At 50.6% G+C, this 17,327-nt stretch carries 17 protein-coding genes; 2 read left to right on the top strand and 15 right to left on the bottom strand.

Translation table 11 applies throughout. The features are described 5' to 3' along the window. Nucleotides 1-257: 257 nt before the first annotated feature. The 8 genes from trmH to IC617_RS12030 all read right to left on the bottom strand — a co-directional run bounded on the left by trmH (nucleotide 258) and on the right by IC617_RS12030 (nucleotide 7,968). Nucleotides 258-950 carry a tRNA (guanosine(18)-2'-O)-methyltransferase TrmH gene (trmH, locus tag IC617_RS12065; protein WP_191145237.1) on the bottom strand — a complete coding sequence of 231 codons (693 nt, stop codon included), beginning with the start codon at nucleotides 948-950 and terminating at the stop codon, nucleotides 258-260. Between the two features lie 74 nt (nucleotides 951-1,024). Then, a complete protein-coding gene (locus IC617_RS12060) occupies nucleotides 1,025-1,405 on the bottom strand; it encodes a RidA family protein (RefSeq protein ID WP_191145236.1) in 381 nt (126 codons plus the stop codon). 20 nt (nucleotides 1,406-1,425) lie between these two features. After that, entirely contained in the window at nucleotides 1,426-3,534 is a 2,109-nt protein-coding gene (spoT, locus tag IC617_RS12055; protein WP_191145235.1) for a bifunctional GTP diphosphokinase/guanosine-3',5'-bis pyrophosphate 3'-pyrophosphohydrolase, read from the bottom strand. A 24-nt stretch (nucleotides 3,535-3,558) separates the two neighbouring features. Then, on the bottom strand, nucleotides 3,559-3,834 hold the full coding sequence (gene rpoZ, locus IC617_RS12050; protein WP_087507052.1) for a DNA-directed RNA polymerase subunit omega: 276 nt from the start codon (nucleotides 3,832-3,834) through the stop codon (nucleotides 3,559-3,561). A 44-nt stretch (nucleotides 3,835-3,878) separates the two neighbouring features. Continuing rightward, entirely contained in the window at nucleotides 3,879-4,511 is a 633-nt protein-coding gene (gmk, locus tag IC617_RS12045; RefSeq protein ID WP_191145303.1) for a guanylate kinase, read from the bottom strand. Nucleotides 4,512-5,034: 523 nt separating this feature from the next. Next, nucleotides 5,035-6,033, bottom strand: a complete 999-nt coding sequence (locus IC617_RS12040; protein WP_191145234.1) for a cytochrome d ubiquinol oxidase subunit II — start codon at nucleotides 6,031-6,033, stop codon at nucleotides 5,035-5,037. Continuing rightward, on the bottom strand, nucleotides 6,030-7,397 hold the full coding sequence (locus IC617_RS12035) for a cytochrome ubiquinol oxidase subunit I (RefSeq protein WP_191145233.1): 1,368 nt from the start codon (nucleotides 7,395-7,397) through the stop codon (nucleotides 6,030-6,032). Before IC617_RS12035 ends, IC617_RS12040 begins: the two co-directional genes overlap by 4 nt. A 25-nt stretch (nucleotides 7,398-7,422) precedes the next feature. Beyond that, on the bottom strand, nucleotides 7,423-7,968 hold the full coding sequence (locus IC617_RS12030) for a GbsR/MarR family transcriptional regulator (protein WP_191145232.1): 546 nt from the start codon (nucleotides 7,966-7,968) through the stop codon (nucleotides 7,423-7,425). Nucleotides 7,969-8,187: 219 nt separating this feature from the next. Here IC617_RS12030 and IC617_RS12025 point away from each other — a divergent pair, with 219 nt between their 5' ends. Then, complete coding sequence (locus tag IC617_RS12025) at nucleotides 8,188-9,279, top strand: PQQ-dependent sugar dehydrogenase (RefSeq protein ID WP_191145231.1); 1,092 nt, start codon at nucleotides 8,188-8,190, stop codon at nucleotides 9,277-9,279. 18 nt (nucleotides 9,280-9,297) lie between these two features. Here IC617_RS12025 and IC617_RS12020 read toward each other — a convergent pair whose 3' ends face one another. Beyond that, nucleotides 9,298-9,678: an STAS/SEC14 domain-containing protein gene (locus IC617_RS12020; RefSeq protein WP_191145230.1), complete on the bottom strand. Its 381-nt coding sequence runs from the start codon at nucleotides 9,676-9,678 to the stop codon at nucleotides 9,298-9,300. Between the two features lie 276 nt (nucleotides 9,679-9,954). Between IC617_RS12020 and IC617_RS12015 the strand changes: the two genes are divergently transcribed. After that, entirely contained in the window at nucleotides 9,955-10,395 is a 441-nt protein-coding gene (locus IC617_RS12015) for a GNAT family N-acetyltransferase (RefSeq protein WP_191145229.1), read from the top strand. Here IC617_RS12015 and IC617_RS12010 read toward each other — a convergent pair. From IC617_RS12010 to nhaD, 6 genes are all read right to left on the bottom strand, one after another. After that, nucleotides 10,374-12,122 (bottom strand): diguanylate cyclase, encoded by a 1,749-nt coding sequence (locus tag IC617_RS12010; RefSeq protein ID WP_191145228.1) that lies wholly within the window; start codon nucleotides 12,120-12,122, stop codon nucleotides 10,374-10,376. The genes IC617_RS12015 and IC617_RS12010 overlap by 22 nt on opposite strands. Nucleotides 12,123-12,305: 183 nt before the next feature. Beyond that, a complete protein-coding gene (locus IC617_RS12005) occupies nucleotides 12,306-12,902 on the bottom strand; it encodes a PqiC family protein (protein ID WP_191145227.1) in 597 nt (198 codons plus the stop codon). 3 nt (nucleotides 12,903-12,905) lie between these two features. After that, nucleotides 12,906-13,901, bottom strand: a complete 996-nt coding sequence (locus tag IC617_RS12000; protein ID WP_191145226.1) for an MlaD/PqiB family protein — start codon at nucleotides 13,899-13,901, stop codon at nucleotides 12,906-12,908. Then, nucleotides 13,898-14,677 (bottom strand): ABC transporter ATP-binding protein, encoded by a 780-nt coding sequence (locus IC617_RS11995; RefSeq protein WP_191145225.1) that lies wholly within the window; start codon nucleotides 14,675-14,677, stop codon nucleotides 13,898-13,900. Before IC617_RS11995 ends, IC617_RS12000 begins: the two co-directional genes overlap by 4 nt. Further along, nucleotides 14,674-15,813 (bottom strand): MlaE family ABC transporter permease, encoded by a 1,140-nt coding sequence (locus IC617_RS11990; RefSeq protein WP_191145224.1) that lies wholly within the window; start codon nucleotides 15,811-15,813, stop codon nucleotides 14,674-14,676. The genes IC617_RS11995 and IC617_RS11990 overlap by 4 nt, the downstream gene beginning before the upstream one ends. A gap of 81 nt (nucleotides 15,814-15,894) precedes the next feature. Beyond that, on the bottom strand, nucleotides 15,895-17,277 hold the full coding sequence (gene nhaD, locus IC617_RS11985; protein ID WP_191145223.1) for a sodium:proton antiporter NhaD: 1,383 nt from the start codon (nucleotides 17,275-17,277) through the stop codon (nucleotides 15,895-15,897). Nucleotides 17,278-17,327 lie beyond the last annotated feature (50 nt).

Below are 17,327 nucleotides of genomic sequence, written 5' to 3'. Positions count from 1 at the left end.
CTGTGTAGCACTAACGCTTAGTAGGTATACCGAATCCGAACTACCCAGATAGGGGCGGCTGTATACCTCTTTTGATAATGGGGATGGTTTCGGAAAGTGTTCGCCTATGTCCTTTAGGCTTGGCGTTGGCAGAAAGCGCTAACCGATTGATTCCCTTCGTGACTTTCAATATAGCCTGTTGCTTGCTAAAAATCAGCGACACCGCGCAAATTGCTATCGACCTTGTTGGAATTGCCGTGGGGCTACTTGTCAGCTGATTACTTGCTTGGGGATCGCATGACTTGCCACCAGTCATCACTGGCCTGCACATCACCTTTGTCATCGACGCGCGGATACGGGAGACCCTTTTGACGGCAGCGTTTGGCAAGGATTTCGTGGCAGCCTTCAAACAACAGGCGTTGCTTTTCTTCCGGCTCAACGCCTTGCGACGCTTCATACATGCCCGCCAAGGCGCGTTGGCGCTGTGCTTCATACAGAATGATGGCGCTGGCGACTGATACATTCAATGACTGCACCATGCCCATCATCGGCACCACAATGTGTTGGTCGGCCAGCTCGAGTGCTCGCTCGGAAATGCCGAATCGCTCAGTGCCCAAAACAATCGCTGTCGGTTTGGTGTAATCCACCTCGCGAAAATCAATTGCTGTATCGCTTAAATGGGTGGCGAGGATTTGCATGCCACTTTGTTTGAGTTGATTGACCGCTGTATCGATATCAGGCTGGCGGTGGACGCGAGTCCAGTTATTGCTACCGGAGCTGTAAAAGTTAGAACGTTCCAGCTCAGAGTCTTCCCAAATGGCATGGAGATCATGAACACCAACGGCATCGGCGGTGCGAACGATGGCTGATAGGTTATGCGGTTTGTTGACGTGCTCCATCAGCACAGTCAGGTCCATCTGACGACAATCTAAAACAGAGTTAATGCGTTCAAAACGGGCATCAGTGGCCATGGTGTTTCTCTATCTTTTCGCAAACAAAAACACGCAGCCTGAGCTGCGTGTTTCAAGGTGGCTGTTGAGCGCAATTAGACGACGGCAACACCGTCAATTTCAACTTGCGCGCCGCGTGGCAATTGATTGATACCAATCGCAGCACGGGCAGGGTATGGCTGCTCAAAGTAGCGCGCCATGACTTCGTTTACTTTGGCAAAGTTGCTCAAATCGGTCAGATAAATCTGCACTTTGACCATGTCATTCAGTGTGCCGCCAGCGGCAGCCAAGACGGCTTTGAGATTTTCAAATACCTGAACTGTTTGTTCTTCAAAATCGTCACTGATTAATTCCATGGTGGCTGGAACCAACGGAATTTGGCCAGACAGATACACGGTGCCGTTGTGATTGATGGCCTGCGAGTAGGTGCCGATGGCTGCTGGTGCAGCGTCGGTAGAAATAACAGTTTTGCTCATGATGCTTCCTGATCTGAGGGTTAGTTACGATTGCGAACGACTTTCACCACCTCTGGCATGACGCGAATACGGCGCATGACATTGGCCAGTTGGATCCTGCTGGTGGTGGTGATTACTAAATTCACGCTGTAGAGGCGACCGTCTTTTTCGTCGCTGCTGATGCCCTGAATGTTGGAGCCGCAGTTAGCTACAATCGAGGTCAATGTCGCCAGCGCGCCTTGGTGATTCATCATTTCTACACGCAGCTCGGTGAGGTATTCGTCACCTTGTTCGTGCTCATCATCCCAACGCACGGCAATGTATTTGTCGGGCTCATTTTGATAACCACGAACATTGGCGCATTGGTCGTGATGAATGACCAGACCCCGATCCTTACTCATATAAGCGATGATCGGATCGCCAGGGATTGGTCGGCAACATTTACCAAAGGTGGTGAGTACGCCTTCGGCACCGATAATTGGTAGCCGTTTGCGCTTTTTGGTACTGAGTTTGAGGTCGCCAGCGAGTCGCTTGGCGATCACTGGGCTCATGATTTTACCCAGACCAATGTCGATCAACAGCTCATCGCCATGCTCGAATTTATATTCTTGCAGCAACTGTTGCACGATTTCCGGTTCAAAGTCTTGCAGTGATTTTTGGCCGCCCAACGCATGAGTAAGTAATCGCTTACCAAGCTTGAGCGCTTCTTCAGACTTGAGGTTTTTCAGGTACTGACGGATTTTGATGCGAGCCCGGCTGGTGACGACAAAGTTAAGCCAAGCGGCATTGGGTCGGGCACCTTTGGCGGTGATGATCTCGACTGTCTGGCCGGTGGCCAGTGGCTGACTAATGGGGTGAGGCTGACGGTCGACCCGGGCACCAACGCAGGCGTTGCCGACGTCGGTGTGAACCGCGTAGGCAAAATCAACCGCGGTCGCGCCTTCTGGCAGTTCGAGAATGCGGCCATCTGGGGTAAAGCAGTAAATCTCGTCGGGGAACAGATCGGACTTAACGCTTTCAATAAATTCGAACGACGAGCCTGCACTTTGTTGCAGCTCTAGCAAGCTCTGCATCCAACGGCGGGCACGAACTTGCGCCGTTGTGCCAGCCGTCTCGCTTTCATCTTTATATAGCCAGTGCGCAGCAACACCACGGTCGGCCATTTGATCCATGTGCTCAGTCCGAATTTGAACTTCCACTGGCACTCCATGCGGGCCCATCAGCGAGGTGTGAAGACTCTGATAGCCATTGGCTTTGGGAATGGCAATGTAATCTTTGAAGCGGCCGAGCTTGGGCTTAAACAAGCTATGCACCAAGCCCAACACGCGGTAGCAGGTATCAACATCATCAACAATCACGCGAAAGGCGTAGATGTCCATGACTTCAGTAAATGGCAATTCTTTATTGCGCATTTTCTGATAGATACTGAAAAGGTGCTTTTCGCGGCCTTTGACTTTGGCGGGGATCCCCGCTTCGCTAATGCGGCCAGCAATATCCTGAGCGATGGCTTCGGTAATTTGCTTGCGATTGCCGCGTTCACGTTTAACCACGTTGCCCAGCACTCGGTGACGCATGGGGTACATGGCTTCGAAACCGAGATCTTCAAGCTCGTTGCGGATGTCGTGAATACCAAGGCGATTGGCAATCGGCGCGTAGATTTCGAGGGTTTCGCGAGCAATACGGCGACGTTTATCGGGCCGCAGGGCGAAAATGGTACGCATGTTGTGGGTGCGGTCGGCGAGCTTAATCAAGATCACCCGAATATCGACCACCATGGCCATAACCATTTTCTGGAAGTTTTCCGCTTGCGCTTCTTCTTTTGAGTCGAATTGGATTTTATCCAGTTTCGACACGCCCTCAACCAACTCAGCCACCGTTTCGTTAAACTGCTCGGCTAAGTCTTCTTTGGTGAGGTGGGTGTCTTCGATGACATCATGAAGCAAGGCTGCCATCAGCGCTTCGTGATCGAGGCGCATGTCAGCGAGAATGCGGGTCACGGCCACTGGGTGAGTCACATAGGGCTCACCGCTAGACCGAGTCTGCCCTTCGTGGGCATCGCGGCTGGCAATATAGGCCTGTTGTACCAGCTCGACCTGGGCGGGATCTAGATACTCTGCTATCTGTTGTTTCAGACCTTCAAACAATTTCAAGCGCAAACCCCGCGATAATGTGGTTTAGAAACCTGGTTGAGTGATGGAAGCAACAGATGCCATTTCAGCAGCTTCTTGCTCTTGTTGCTCACGGGCTTCTTCGGCGTCCAGTGACTCAGCGGTCACATAGCCTTCTTCAATTTCACGCAATGCCAAAACCGTTGGCTTGTCGTTGTTCTCGTCAACCAAAGGATCTTTGCCTTGAACGGCCAATTGACGGGCACGGCGGGCTGCTACCAACACCAAATCAAAACGGTTGCCGATCTTATCAACGGCATCTTCTACTGTAACGCGAGCCATGACGGCCTCCTGTTGTTCAAAAAAGGGACGAAATTCTACCCAAATCAGGCGCCTTCCGCCAGTAGTTCGTTGAGCATAGCTTTGTGGCGCAAAGATTGTCCAGCGCGACGCAGTCTGCTGGACACTACAATGGCCGTCAGTTCTTCCAGCGCTTGGTCGAAATCGTCATTGACGATGACATAGTCATACTCATGAACGTGGGACATTTCTGCCACTGCTTTTGCCATGCGGCCGGCAATCACATCTTCAGAATCTGTACCGCGCTTGCGCAAGCGGCGCTCAAGTTCGGCTCGGCTTGGCGGCAGAATAAAGACGCTGATGGCGTCTGGTTCGTGCTTGCGAATTTGCTGGGCACCTTGCCAGTCGATGTCGAACATGACATCGACCCCTTGTGCCTGTTGTGCTTCTACTGCATGACGGCTGGTGCCGTAGAAGTTGCCGAATACCCCAGCCCACTCGAAGAATGCATGATCATCAATCAGTTGCATGAACTCTTTTTGTGAGACGAAATGGTAGTGCTGGCCGTTGACCTCGCCGGGACGCGGCGCCCGAGTGGTGTGCGAAATCGACACCTGAACCTTGTCGCGGCCGCGAGCTTCGATCATGGCAGCAATCAGGCTGGACTTTCCGGCGCCACTGGGCGCAGAGACAATAATAAGAGAACCGCGATCGGCCATGGTTTGATTCACTTTCCGGCTGTTTTAGAAAGCGCCTTAAATTAACACTGATCGCAATGATGATCTAGCGAAGCGTTCGTTCAGCAACCGTTCAACTTGGTTCGGTCTAATGACTAACAACAGGCTCTAACAACCAAACTTTCTTTGAATGTGGGAAGTTGATCTAGATCAAATTTGGATTTAATACGGCTCTGAACCAATTAAAACTAAGTATATCTAATGAGTGACCCACAAAATTTATAATCGAACTCTGGAAGATCACACATGCACTCAAGTTGGCAAATAAATGTTTATTCACCACGCATGGCATGCGTTCGCATCAGTGGTGATTGCAAAAGTTACGAGATGCTGATCCCCGATCAGCGCCCCTACATGGCTAGTCGCAGCAAGTCGCAAGGAAAATGGCGAATGTCAGTTCCGTATGCGGTCAAGCGTCAGACTCAAAACGCCTAACAGAAGTTTTTATGCGAAAAGGCCTGCCAATTTGTGGCAGGCCTTTTTTTATGCTGTTTTGTTCTCGCGATTAGTAGTACTTCAACTCAGTGGCTTTGCCCCAGAACACGCGATAAGAAAAGGCGGTGTAGGCCAAAATCACTGGCACCACAATGACTGCGCCGTAAAGAATAAACATCAATGATTCGGGCGCACTCGCCGCCTGCCAGATGTCGATTTTTCCGGGCACGATGTAAGGGTAGAAACTAAAGGCCAACCCTTGGAAGCAGAGCACAAAAATAATCACCGCACAGACAAATGGCAGCCAGCAACCAAAGTCATCCGGCAGCGGCACTTTCTTCAACACACGATCGACGATGGCGAACATGGCCAAGCAGGTGATTGGGATCATGCCCATGGCAACAACAAACGGGAAGGTAAACCACTTCTCGAACACCGCTGGGTTGACCAATGGGTTCACTGCACAGACTGCGATAATTCCCGCTAAGCAGGTCCAGCCGCAGCGGCGGCCCCATTTGGCGGCACGCACCTGCAGTTCGCCTTCGGTTTTCATCACCAGCCAAGCGGCACCGATGTAGGCATAGGCGGCGGTGACACCCAGAGCACTGAGAATCGAAAAGCCAATTGCTTCTGCGGTGTATTCAAAGCCCATCACGTACATGCCGAGCATGTAACCTTGCGACAGACTGGTGATTAACGAGCCTGCGCGGAAAATATGATCCCACATGCGCTTGTTTTCGAGCGCAACTTTCGCTCTGAAATCGAATGCTACGCCGCGAAGAATCAAGCCTGCCAGCATAATTGCCGTGGGCAAATACAGCTCGCGCATGACTTCACTATGGGCTTCGGGAAAGGCAATCAGCAGCAACCCAATTGCTAACACCAACCAAGTCTCGTTGGCATCCCAAAATGGCCCGATGGATGCGATCATGGTGTCGCGCTGCTGCTCGTTATCATTGGGTAGCAAAATGCCAACGCCCAAATCGTAGCCATCCAAAATGGCGTACAGCAGCACGGCCAATCCCATCAAGCCGACAAAAACGATTGGTAACCATTGTGCTTCACTCATGCTTTTGCCTCCGCGTTTATTGCTGATGATTGAATGGCCGTTGCCGTTGGGCTTTGGTATTCCTCAAGCTCAATGGCGCGATTAGACATTACCAATAGTGTTCTCAGATAAGCGATAATCAGTACCGTGTATAGCGTCAGGTAAAGCGCCAGCGACGTTGCAACTGAGGTATTCGGCACAGTGGTCACGGCATCGGCAGTAGTTAGCACGCCAGTCACCAGCCAAGGTTGACGGCCGATTTCGGTCACGTACCAGCCCGCTAATGTGGCGATCCAGCCAGAAAAGGTCATCGCAATGAGGCCGCGATACATCCAACTCGGCAACTCGCGCTTGCGCCACCAGAACCAACAGCCCAGCCATGATGCGGCAATCATCAACATGCCAACCCCAACCATAATGCGGAAGCCGAAAAACATTGGCGCTACCGGCGGGTGGTTGCCTTCAAATTCGTTCAGCCCTTGCAACTCGCCATCCCACTCATGGGTAAGGATCAGCGATGCCATCTTGGGAATTTCAATGGCGTAGTGGGTGGTTTGCTGTTCTTCATCTGGAATGCCAAACAACACCAGAGGCGCGCCTTTTTCGGTGTGCCAAACCCCTTCAATTGCAGCAATTTTCTGAGGTTGATGTTCCAGTGTATTGAGGCCATGGAGATCGCCAACGAATGCTTGGGTGGGAGCCAATATGGCAGCAACCACCAAGGCGGTTTTGAGCGCTACACGAGGCGCTTTCTTCTCATCGCCCTTGAGCAGTCGATAGGCACTTAGACCTGCGATAAAGAAGGACGCGGTTAAGCCTGATGCGATCAGCATGTGGGTCAGTCGGTATGGGAATGACGGGTTAAAGATGATTGCCCACCAGTCGGTGGCATGCGCTACGCCATCGCGCATTTCAAAGCCGGTTGGGGTTTGCATCCAGCTATTGAGCGCCAGAATCCAAAACGCTGACAAGCTAGTACCAATGGCCACCATAAACGTGGAGAAGGTGTGGACCTTGTTGGGGACTCGGCCCATACCAAACAGCATGACACCGAGGAAGGTCGCTTCGAGGAAGAAGGCGGTGAGGACTTCATAGCCCAGCAGTGGGCCAGCAATATTACCTACGGTTTCCATAAAGCCGGGCCAGTTAGTGCCAAACTGGAACGACATGGTGATGCCGGAAACCACGCCGAGAGCAAAGGTTAAGGCAAACACCTTGACCCAAAAGCGGTAAGCCCGCATCCACATTGGATGGCCGGAGAGGTCAAATCGCACTTTGAAATAGCAAAGAAACCAACACATGGCGATGGTGATGGTAGGGAACAGAATATGAAAGCTGATGTTCGCGGCAAACTGGATCCGCGACAGCATGAAGGTATCGAGCACAGGTCTCTCCTCTATGCCTGACTGATCAGGACTTGTTAACTAATTTATCTTTTAGCTCAAGCACTTTGCTGAATCCTGATCCGAGTTTTACCAGCTTGTGCAAGGTTTCTGGCGACATGTTATGTAACTCTGTTGACCATTGTGTGACGCCTTCGAGCAAATCATGGATCTCTCGCATGCGTTGCTGCGCAAAGGCTTCAGTGTCATTGGCCGGAGTGTCGAGCAATTGATCTCGCAGTAGTGTGAGTGTCGGGTCAATTTCTCGTTTGCGCCTTTCTTCAAATACGCGTTTTGCCATGGTCCAGATGTCGCCAGCGGCGCAGTAGTAGTCTTTGCGGTCACCGGGTTGATGTTGCACTTGGACTAACTGCCATGACTGCAACTCCTTTAATCCCATACTGACATTGCCTCGGCTGATGCTCAGCGCTGTGGCAATATCATTGGCGGTCAATGGTTTTTCGTTAATCACCAGCAGGGCATACATTTGGCCAACGGTGCGATTAAATCCCCAGCGACTGCCCATCTCGCCAAAATGCATGACAAAGGCTTCAATTTTTGGACTTAAATTCATTTATTGCACGTTTTGAACTTTCAGAAATTATTGAAAGCTTATGGCGAAAATTGATTTAGATCAACAATTGAATGTGGCAGTATTTGCCTCTCGGGTAAACAAACGTGCCGAGGCGCTAACATAACCGATTGTGTCTGTTGCAGTTTACTGATCTTGAAAGTGATTTTTGCAGTAGGCAATTAGGGCTATCGCTCGCCAAGATCTGACAGGGTGAACATCATGAAAAAAATCGTCCAACTAACCGCATTCGCTATGGTATTGGTGGTAAACGCTGTTGCTGCACAATCGTGGCAGGCAGAGATTATTGCGGAGGGCCTAGGAATCCCTTGGGGCTTGGAGCAGATTGATGCTAACACCGTCATGGTCAGCGAACGACAAGGCCAAATCGGCTTGTTGGATTTAAGCTCTGGCAAGTATCAGGCGATTTTTCAGGTGCCTGATGTTGAGCAAGTTCGCCAAGGTGGTTCATTGGACATTGCCAAGTCACCGTTTAAGGCCGATGAATACTATTTCACCTACAGCAAGGATGTTGGCACGGGGATAGAGACGGTGCTTGCCGTGGCCACACTGCAGCAGCAAAAACTGACCGGCTGGCGCGATATCATGGTGACAAAATCAGGCTCGGAGAAAGGCGTTCATTTTGGCAGCCGGATCACCTTTGATGACAAGCATTTGTATTTTTCGATTGGTGATCGAGGGCATAAAGGAAACGGTCAAGACACCCAAACCCACGCTGGTACGATTGTGCGGTTGAATCCTGATGGTTCGGTACCGAAAGACAATCCATTCGTCGGCGATGATGATGTGCTGGATGAAATTTGGAGCTATGGCCATCGTAACCCCCAAGGGCTATTTTTTGATGAACCGAGTCAAGTGCTTTGGTCCATCGAACATGGCCCTCGCGGCGGTGATGAAATCAACCTGATCAAAGCAGGCCAGAACTATGGCTGGCCGAAGACCTCTCACGGTAAGGAATATTGGGGTCCGGTGGATGCAGGCGAGGCGCAAGAGCTGCCGGGCATTGAGTCGCCGCGCTATGTATACATACCGTCGATTGCGCCTAGCTCGCTGGTCATGTATCGCGATTCACGATACCCACAATTGACCGGCAAGCTGCTCGCCGGTGCCCTCAAACTGGCCCATATCAACGTCCTCACGCTTGATGAAAACAATCAGATTGTCCATGAGGAGCGGATTCTGGAAGATTTGATGGAGCGAGTCAGAGATATTCTGGTGTTAGCCGATGGCACTGTGATTTTTAGTGCCGACACGGGTCGTATTTATCGTTTACTCGAATCGAAGCCACAATAAACTGAGTTTAGGTCGTTGTTATTCGAAGGTTTCAAACCAACGTTTCGCGGCGCCAATGTCTTCAAAGTAGGCGACCCGTTGGGGTGACGTTTCTCTAACTCGTGATTCGTTAATCTGTTGAAATAAAATGGATTGAGTGACCAAAGCCTTTGCGATTAATTTTTGTTGATCTAGCCACAAATTGAATTCGGCGCTGGCGGCAAAAGCTTCTGGTGTTCCACCGTCTACTTGGCTGATATCGACGAGCAAGTAAAAAGGTTGGTCATTTAAGGAGGCGACAGCCTGTTTAATGAGGGTGGCAATCGCTTCAATGGTGAATTCATTGAATGAATCAGCCATTGTGATATGGATGATGTTGTCTTCAACATCCACTTGATAGCGGCCATGAATTAAGTTCATGTGTTCCACCCAGCCAGACGAACTGATGACTATTTATACTAGGAAAAACAGGCTTAAAGTAAACCATTATTCCGACGCAACAAGCTGAACTTGAATAGAAACATCACGGCTAAATCAAACAAGATTGTTAACTCAACTTGAGGCTCGGTGACGCTGTGCTACTTTCATAGAGTACTTTTTCCTGATTACTCTTGTTTGTTGTCTTGAGTCCGCAATGGATGCGGCGCGTTGTCTTTTATTGATGAGTAATCACTGTTTGCCATGGATTTGGACGCTATGTCGCTAAAATATCGTATTAATGCCCCAGTTTCGGTGGGCCAGTTTCTTCATGTCCTTCATCAGTCGGGCCTTTCTAATCGCCGACCCGTCAATGATCTACATGCCATCAATGGCATGCTTCGCAACAGCAATCTGGTGGTCACCGCGTGGGATCAAAATGAATTAGTCGGGATTGCGCGGTCGATGACTGATTTTCACTATGCCTGCTATTTATCAGATTTGGCAGTCAGTCAGGACTATCAAGGCCAGTCTGTTGGCTTTAATTTGCAGGTGCTGACCCAGCAGCAACTGGGCGAGCATTGCAAACTTGTTTTGCTGTCTGCCCCTGATGCGAATGACTATTACCCTAAGCTGGGCTATCAGCCTCATGATAAATGCTGGGTACTGCCGCGAACTGAAGTACTGAGCAAACGCGCTTACAGCAGCGCCATGTCCTGATAACAACAGATTTTGTCGCGGCCAAGCTGTTTTGCTTGGTAAAGCGCCGAATCGGCAGCTTTAATGAGATCATCAACCTGACTCATTTCCGCACTCATGCAAGCCACGCCAGCGCTTAGGGTGATGGGTTGCTGGGCAGGGCAGTAGCAGCGTATTCGCGTGAGTAAGCGGCGGGTCATGGCAACGGCTTCATGTTCTTTGGTTCGTGGCACAATAATGGCGAACTCCTCTCCTCCGAAGCGACAAACCATGGCCGGCTGGCGGATATGGTAGAGCAACTGCCTTCCTAACTCGCGCAGAACATCATCGCCAGCACTGTGACCGAATTGATCATTGACCTTCTTAAACCAATCAATATCCAGCATCACCAGTGATAGCGCTTGTTTGCGTTGTTTTGCTCGGCGGAATTCATCACCAATCCGTTCATCGAATTGACGCCGGTTTAGTAGGTTGGTGAGCGGATCGATTTCTGATTTGAGCTTCAGGGTATTGATTCTGCTACCCAGCGCTAACGACAACAGCACCATTTCAACCAAGGCGCCAATTTGAAAGGCGTTTTGAGTCAAACTGTTATGGGGCAGATAGCCAAAACTCTTCGCCATGTAAATCAGCACCCCAATTAACAGTGCGCCCCAAGCCAACATGAAGTAGCCGGCAATCGGGTGGCGTTTAAACAAAGCCCAACTGCCCATCACTAAAATCAAACCGGTGACCACTGTAGTCAGCGTGGCTTGAATCAACACCATCATGTCATACGGTAGAACAATACAGCCGATTAACGCCAAGCTGCAGGCGGTCGCCAACCACTCTGAGGCGCGATCCAGCCAAATCGACAGTGACCGCATTTGCAGAATGTGACGGCTGAATTTCAGTGCAAACACTAACGTCAGGGCCAGTAGCACCAATAGACTTTGATTAGCCAATGCCGGTGATTGCGGCCATAAAAATTGAAAGGTGAGGCCGTTGTGAGTCGCCATATAAAGGCCGTAGCTGACCACATAGGCCAAGTAGTAAAACAGTGCGCGATCCACAATAGTTAAAAATAACAAAAGGTTATAGATAACTAATACGGCAAAGCCACCGTAATAGAGACCATAAGCCAGTTGCTCAATGGCGATGGTTTCCATCAGCGGCACCATCGGTGCGAGCCACAGGCCAATATTCAACGAGCCTTGGGTTTGGTAACGAAACAGATATGTTTTGCTTTCACCGGCCGCTAGCTCAATGGGAATGATGAAGTCGCGGTGCTTGACGATACGAGATTCGAACGGGGTAAAATCACCGGTTTCAGTGACTTTAAGCGGTTTTAGTTTGGCAAGCTGCCAAACCGCTAAATGATCGATGAGTGGGTAATCTTGGCGAAATGCCAGTTGACGGGTCTTTGATTCATTATTGGTGATGGTGACTCGCACCCACCAGGCTGATTTACTAAAACCAAAGTTTGCCGATTGCTGTTGCCAGGGGGTGAATTCATTGCGCTTTATCACATCGGTAGCGCTCAGAACGCCGCTCACATCTTCGTAGAGTGCTGCGACAGGTAGGATATTGGTGACTGCATTCAGATCTAAGGTGGATATAGCCGCCGCTGGCTGGGCGACTGCCGGTTCAGTGTGTTTAGCATTTTGACCAGCAACAAACAGCAATGATGTAACCACGACGACAAGTGCAATGACTGGCAGCCAAGACACCGCTCCCCGAGAGGACGGCGGCCCAAAATCAGCAAACATGGTACGACCTTTAATGTGAATAATTCTTGTTATCGAGGTCGATTTTTACGTCATCGCGGCTCAGGTTCAAGCACGTTGTTGCAATAATGTTAAGGCCATTGTCGGCGTTGCTGTTACCGACAATGGCCTTTATCTATATCAAATTTAGTTAACGCATTGTTTTTGCAACTAATGAACTGGCTGTCATTGCTGGCTGGCTTGATCCGCGGCAATGACGGCGGCTACTAGTTGTTGGGTAAGCGCCGAGAGCAATTCATTGTGGCCCGCCACTAATTCACTGTAGCCATTACCAGAGGTCGAAAGTTGCTGATCGAACAGGCCATGGCTAATCACCTTTTGCTGTTGTCGATGATACAACTGCCAGCTGGCAGTTAAGTGCACCTGACCACCGAGTTGGCCATCGAAATGGAGTATTTCCAGCATCAGCTGGTGGCTACTGGTATTCAGCATTGGTAGTGCTTGTGTAAAATCACTGAGCTGTGCGTTGGGTAATTGCTGTTGAATGGATTGACGAATGATCACCGGCAGCTGCTGCGGCAATGCCGAAGCCCAAAGCTGAGCGCCCGAGTAATTGAGTTCATAGTCAGAACGGCGGTCGATAATGCCTCGCCGTTGCAGGTGGTCGGCAACTTGCACTGGCCCCACCATCAGTTCTATGTCGACGCTATGATCAATTTGGCTCGAATCAGTCGGGTTGAGCAAATAGTAGCGAGTCGGCGCACTAGAGGATGTGCATGCAACAAGTTGCATAAGGGCGATTAAGCAGATAATGACACGCATGCGTTACTCCGATTTGCCGAAAATCATGGATTCAGGTTGGCGCTGCAAGTTTTCCATTAATTCATTCATGGACTGCAACGTTTGATTCATTTGGTTAAGACCTTGTTGTGCTTGGTAGCGTAAATTTGAGTCTGAGCTTGCAATGCCTTGGTAAGTTTTCAGCGTTGCCTCGGTTTGTATCAGCGTTTCGTTGAGCTGTAACAAGGTCTGTTCGACCTGTGGCATCAGTTCAATGCCTCGGTTACTAAACTGGCGAAAGCGCTCGGAAGACGTTTGTACCGATGCCATGCTGGCATGAAATTGCTCAACGGTTTGCGGAAACTCCCTGTTCAACCCTTTCAGTAAAACGGTCAGTTCACGACTGGCGGAAACCATTTCCTCGCGAAAAGTAGTGAGTGAATCGGATTCAAGCTGCGCATTAATGTTGTTCACTAATCGGCGTAAATCGGCGCCGATGGCTGCAAAATCAACTGCGCTGATATCCTGTAAAATTCCTTCAATGGCCGCGCCCGCTTCATCAAATTGTGATGGCAATAGCGGCAGTTGCGGTATGTCGGTGTTCACTCGGATGGTCCGGCCGACCTGAGACTGATTCACTTCCAGCTCAATTTCCAATTGTCCGGTCACCAAACTGCGAGGCACTAGCCGCGCTTGAATATTACTGATAATGGCGTCGTGCTCAGCGGTCATATCCAAATCCACGCCGCGAGAAGTTTTTAAACCAATGTCTTTGACTTCGAGAAAAACAGGCAGCACGATTTTTTGTAGCGACTCTGAGTAGACCACTTGAATGTCAACGACTTGCCCTATCGGTACACCTTGAGCGGTGACGGTGGAGCCGATGTTGAGGCCTTTAATCGAGCGGTCAAACACCACCACGAAGCGATCGGTTTTTTTAAATAACGAACCGGAGCTAAGTAGTGCGACACCCACCACTAACACTAGTAGTGCCGTTGACACAAAGATACCGATGGAGCGGGCTTTGGCATGTTCATTCATGGGGTGGTCGTCTCCTTCGGTGAAGTTCGCTCGCCGCGGGTTAAAAAGCGTTGAATTTTGGCATCGTCACAATGGGCCAGCAGTTCTTTCGGAGCGCCGGTGGCGATTTGGGTTTTGGTCTCCGGATCAAGAAACACCGAATTGTTACCAATGGCAAAGATGCTCGCTAATTCGTGGGTCACGATCACCACAGTGGCACCCAAGCTGTCTCTTAACTCTAGAATTAAATCGTCCAACAGTCTGGCACTGACCGGATCTAAACCGGCAGATGGTTCATCAAAAAACAGCACTTCTGGATCGAGCGCAATGGCGCGAGCAAGTGATGCCCGCTTTCTCATGCCGCCACTGATCTCCGACGGCATAAAGTGTTGATAGGGCTCTAAGCCAACGAGGGCTAATTTATAGCGCACCAGATCGTCGATTTCAGCGGCGCTTAACTGAGTAAATTGCTGCAACGGCAAGGCGACATTTTCGCCGAGGGTGAGCGAGCTAAGTAGAGCGCCAGCTTGGTAGGTAATGCCAAAACGACGCAATAATTCACGCTGTTGCTCGGCGCTCACCTGCCACAGGCTCTGACCGCTAAACAAGACTTCGCCTTTGGCAGGGCGATTCAGACCAATCAGATGCTTCATCAAGGTACTTTTGCCGCAGCCACTACCGCCCATGATGACAAAAATATCGCCGCGCTGGATGGCAAAGGATAAATCGCGCTGCACCACCATGCTGCCGTAGGCCATGGTTAAGTCATTGACTTCGATGTGGGTTGATTTGGTCATAGGCCCAATACCGTCAGCATCACAGTGACCAGCGAGTCGACCACAATAATGGCAACAATGGAGTGAACCACGGCTAGGGTGGTCGCTTTACCGACGGCAGTAGCGCTGCGGCCACAATTCAGCCCGTGGATACAGCCGGCCATGACAATCACCACGGCAAACAGAATCGACTTCACCAAGCCGATGGCGAAGTGATACAAGGCCACGGTGTCGGACATTTGTTTGATGTATAGCTGCCAGCTAATGTCGAGCATTAACGATGAGACCACGGCGCCACCTAAGATGCCCATGGCGATCGAAAAGACGGTCAACAAGGGCAACATGATCAGCATGGCGGTGACCCGCGGCAGCACCAGAAATTCGACATCGGACAACCCCATGGTTTTCAGCGCATCAATTTCTTCATTGACTTGCATGCTGCCGATTTGTGCGGCGTATGAGGCACCGGTGCGGCCCGCCATAATGATAGCGGTCATCACGGCGCCCATTTCCCTGCCCATGGCAAGACCGACTAAGCTTGAGACATATATTTCAGCGCCAAACTGGCGTAACTGGACGGCACCGACAAACGCGAGAATGATACCAATAAGGAAGCTGATCAGGGCGACGATCTTGAAAGAGCCGGGACCAGCATCAAGCATAAACAAGCGCACGTCTTCAGCTCGATAGCGCGCCTGACCTTTAATCAAGCGCATGCTCGCCATGGTTAATAGGCCGAGAAATTCGAGGGTAAAATCAAACCGTTTGAAGGCCTTGCGAGTGCGGCGGCCGACGCGTTCGAAAAAGGGCAGTTGCGGCGCTTGTTCGGTGCTGACTTGGCGTCTGGGATAACTATCGGCTAGGTTGAGTAAGCGGATCACGCCTTGTGGCAATTCGTTGAGCTCCAAGGCGATGTTGAGTTCGTCAGTGAGTGCTTTGAGTTCTCGAAGCGCGCTCATTAAGGAAGAGTCCCAGCGTCCTAAATGTTGCCCCTCGACCACCAAGCTGCGCCAATTCGGTTTTGGATCGAGTTGAGCCCGCAGCTGTTCTTTACTCAATAAACCGTCTTCGAGCCGCCAGTCGCCGTGTAGCGACAAGCGCACCTGAGTTTCATCAGCAGCAACGCTTAGCGCTAGCTTTCGCTCTTCTCCTTGCACTGATTTAGCTCCCCACCTTGGATCGGCTTACCGAAAAAATATTGGCTAACATCAACAACCTAATGAAACAAAACAAAGGCGTCAAGGGACATACAATAGACCATTGATAACGAAATGGCAGGCAATTCCAGCACCATAGCCCAGGGCGATTGCCCAGCTCCACTTCAGGTGTTTCATAAAACTGTAGTATCCCGATGCCGAACCCATCAGCGCCACACCAGCAGCAGAACCCACCGCCAGCAAGCTGCCGCCAACGCCTGCGGTTAAGGTGATCAGTAGCCACTGGAACTGGCTCATTTGTGGGTCCATGGTCAGAATGGCAAACATGATCGGAATGTTATCGACGACCGCAGAGGCGACGCCAGCAATGATGTGAGTTGCGCTCGCGCCCCAATTACCATACATAAAATCGGATGCTTGGCTCAGAAAGCCTAGGAAAGCCAAAGCGCCAACACAATGAATCACACCGAAAAAGAACAGCAGCGTATCCCACTCCGGTACGGCCAGTCGGCTGAACATATTAAAGTCTTGGCTTGGGTGTTTGTTGGGTTCGCTACGTCTTGAAAAGTAAGTGGTGGTAAACAGAAATGACAACCCCGTCATCATGCCCAAATAAGCTGGCAGGCCAAATAGGGTTTCAAAGCTCAATGCCATGATGATGGTCAGCAAAAATAGACCACAGACCAAACGGCCATGACGTTTCGAGGAGATGTGATGGCCTTGTGTATCCGGCCGGCCTTTGGGGATAAATAGCGCTAGGCAGCAGGCTGGCACCACATAGGTCGCGAGAGCAGGCAGCAGCAAGGATAAAAACTGGGGCAATTCGAGTTTGCCGGCTTGCCAAACCATTAACGAGGTCAAATCGCCAAATGGCGAAAATACCCCGCCAGCATTGGCTGCCACGACAATACCAACGCAACTTAACGTCACAAACTTGGGTTGCTGCCGACCAACGCTCAGCACCACCGCGCCCATAACCATGGCGGTGGTCAGGTTATCGGCAATCGGTGATAAGCAAAATGCGATGCCGGTTGTCGCCCAAAACAGCTGTTGATAGCTCCAGCCGCGCCGCACCAATTTGCTTTTTAACGATTCGAAGACATGGCGTTCTTCAAGGACATTGATGTACAGCATGGCCACCAACATAAATAAAAACAGTGCTGAGTATTCTGACAAGTTGTGGATCACCGCTGCTTGCAACTGCTGGTGGGAAATATCTTGCTGCGCAGCGACCAGCGCCGCGAGTACCCAAAGCACGGCGGCGGCTTGGATCATGGGTTTGGATTTAGGCAAATTGAGCCGTTCTTCGAAGATCACCAGCACATAGGCGATGACAAACACCAAAGCGGCAGCGATTGCCAAGGGTTCTTGGGTTGCGTTTAGGTTGGTCGGGGTCGGCGCCTGAGCACTGGCAGTCAACGGAAACAATGCCAGCAACACCGAAGCAAAAGCATAAAAGCGCACTGAATTTCCTTGATGTTGTTCCGTTATCAGTTTAGTCAACGGCGTCGCTA

Origin of the sequence: Neiella litorisoli (genome assembly GCF_014773395.1) — a bacterium.
Classification (GTDB): domain Bacteria; phylum Pseudomonadota; class Gammaproteobacteria; order Enterobacterales; family Neiellaceae; genus Neiella; species Neiella litorisoli.
This window is presented reverse-complemented; position numbering and strand designations above follow the sequence as displayed.

What these genes read in the sequence shown, in the direction of transcription:
- IC617_RS12025 (WP_191145231.1), top strand. Translation starts at nt 8,188, where the DNA reads ATGAAAAAAATCGTCCAACTAACCGCATTCGCTATGGTATTGGTGGTA.
- IC617_RS11995 (WP_191145225.1), bottom strand. Translation starts at nt 14,677, where the DNA reads ATGACCAAATCAACCCACATCGAAGTCAATGACTTAACCATGGCCTAC.
- rpoZ (WP_087507052.1), bottom strand. Translation starts at nt 3,834, where the DNA reads ATGGCTCGCGTTACAGTAGAAGATGCCGTTGATAAGATCGGCAACCGT.
- gmk (WP_191145303.1), bottom strand. Translation starts at nt 4,511, where the DNA reads ATGGCCGATCGCGGTTCTCTTATTATTGTCTCTGCGCCCAGTGGCGCC.
- IC617_RS12010 (WP_191145228.1), bottom strand. Translation starts at nt 12,122, where the DNA reads ATGTTTGCTGATTTTGGGCCGCCGTCCTCTCGGGGAGCGGTGTCTTGG.
- trmH (WP_191145237.1), bottom strand. Translation starts at nt 950, where the DNA reads ATGGCCACTGATGCCCGTTTTGAACGCATTAACTCTGTTTTAGATTGT.
- IC617_RS12020 (WP_191145230.1), bottom strand. Translation starts at nt 9,678, where the DNA reads ATGAACTTAATTCATGGCCGCTATCAAGTGGATGTTGAAGACAACATC.
- IC617_RS12005 (WP_191145227.1), bottom strand. Translation starts at nt 12,902, where the DNA reads ATGCGTGTCATTATCTGCTTAATCGCCCTTATGCAACTTGTTGCATGC.
- IC617_RS12000 (WP_191145226.1), bottom strand. Translation starts at nt 13,901, where the DNA reads ATGAATGAACATGCCAAAGCCCGCTCCATCGGTATCTTTGTGTCAACG.
- IC617_RS12060 (WP_191145236.1), bottom strand. Translation starts at nt 1,405, where the DNA reads ATGAGCAAAACTGTTATTTCTACCGACGCTGCACCAGCAGCCATCGGC.
- IC617_RS12015 (WP_191145229.1), top strand. Translation starts at nt 9,955, where the DNA reads ATGTCGCTAAAATATCGTATTAATGCCCCAGTTTCGGTGGGCCAGTTT.
- IC617_RS12030 (WP_191145232.1), bottom strand. Translation starts at nt 7,968, where the DNA reads ATGAATTTAAGTCCAAAAATTGAAGCCTTTGTCATGCATTTTGGCGAG.
- IC617_RS12040 (WP_191145234.1), bottom strand. Translation starts at nt 6,033, where the DNA reads ATGAGTGAAGCACAATGGTTACCAATCGTTTTTGTCGGCTTGATGGGA.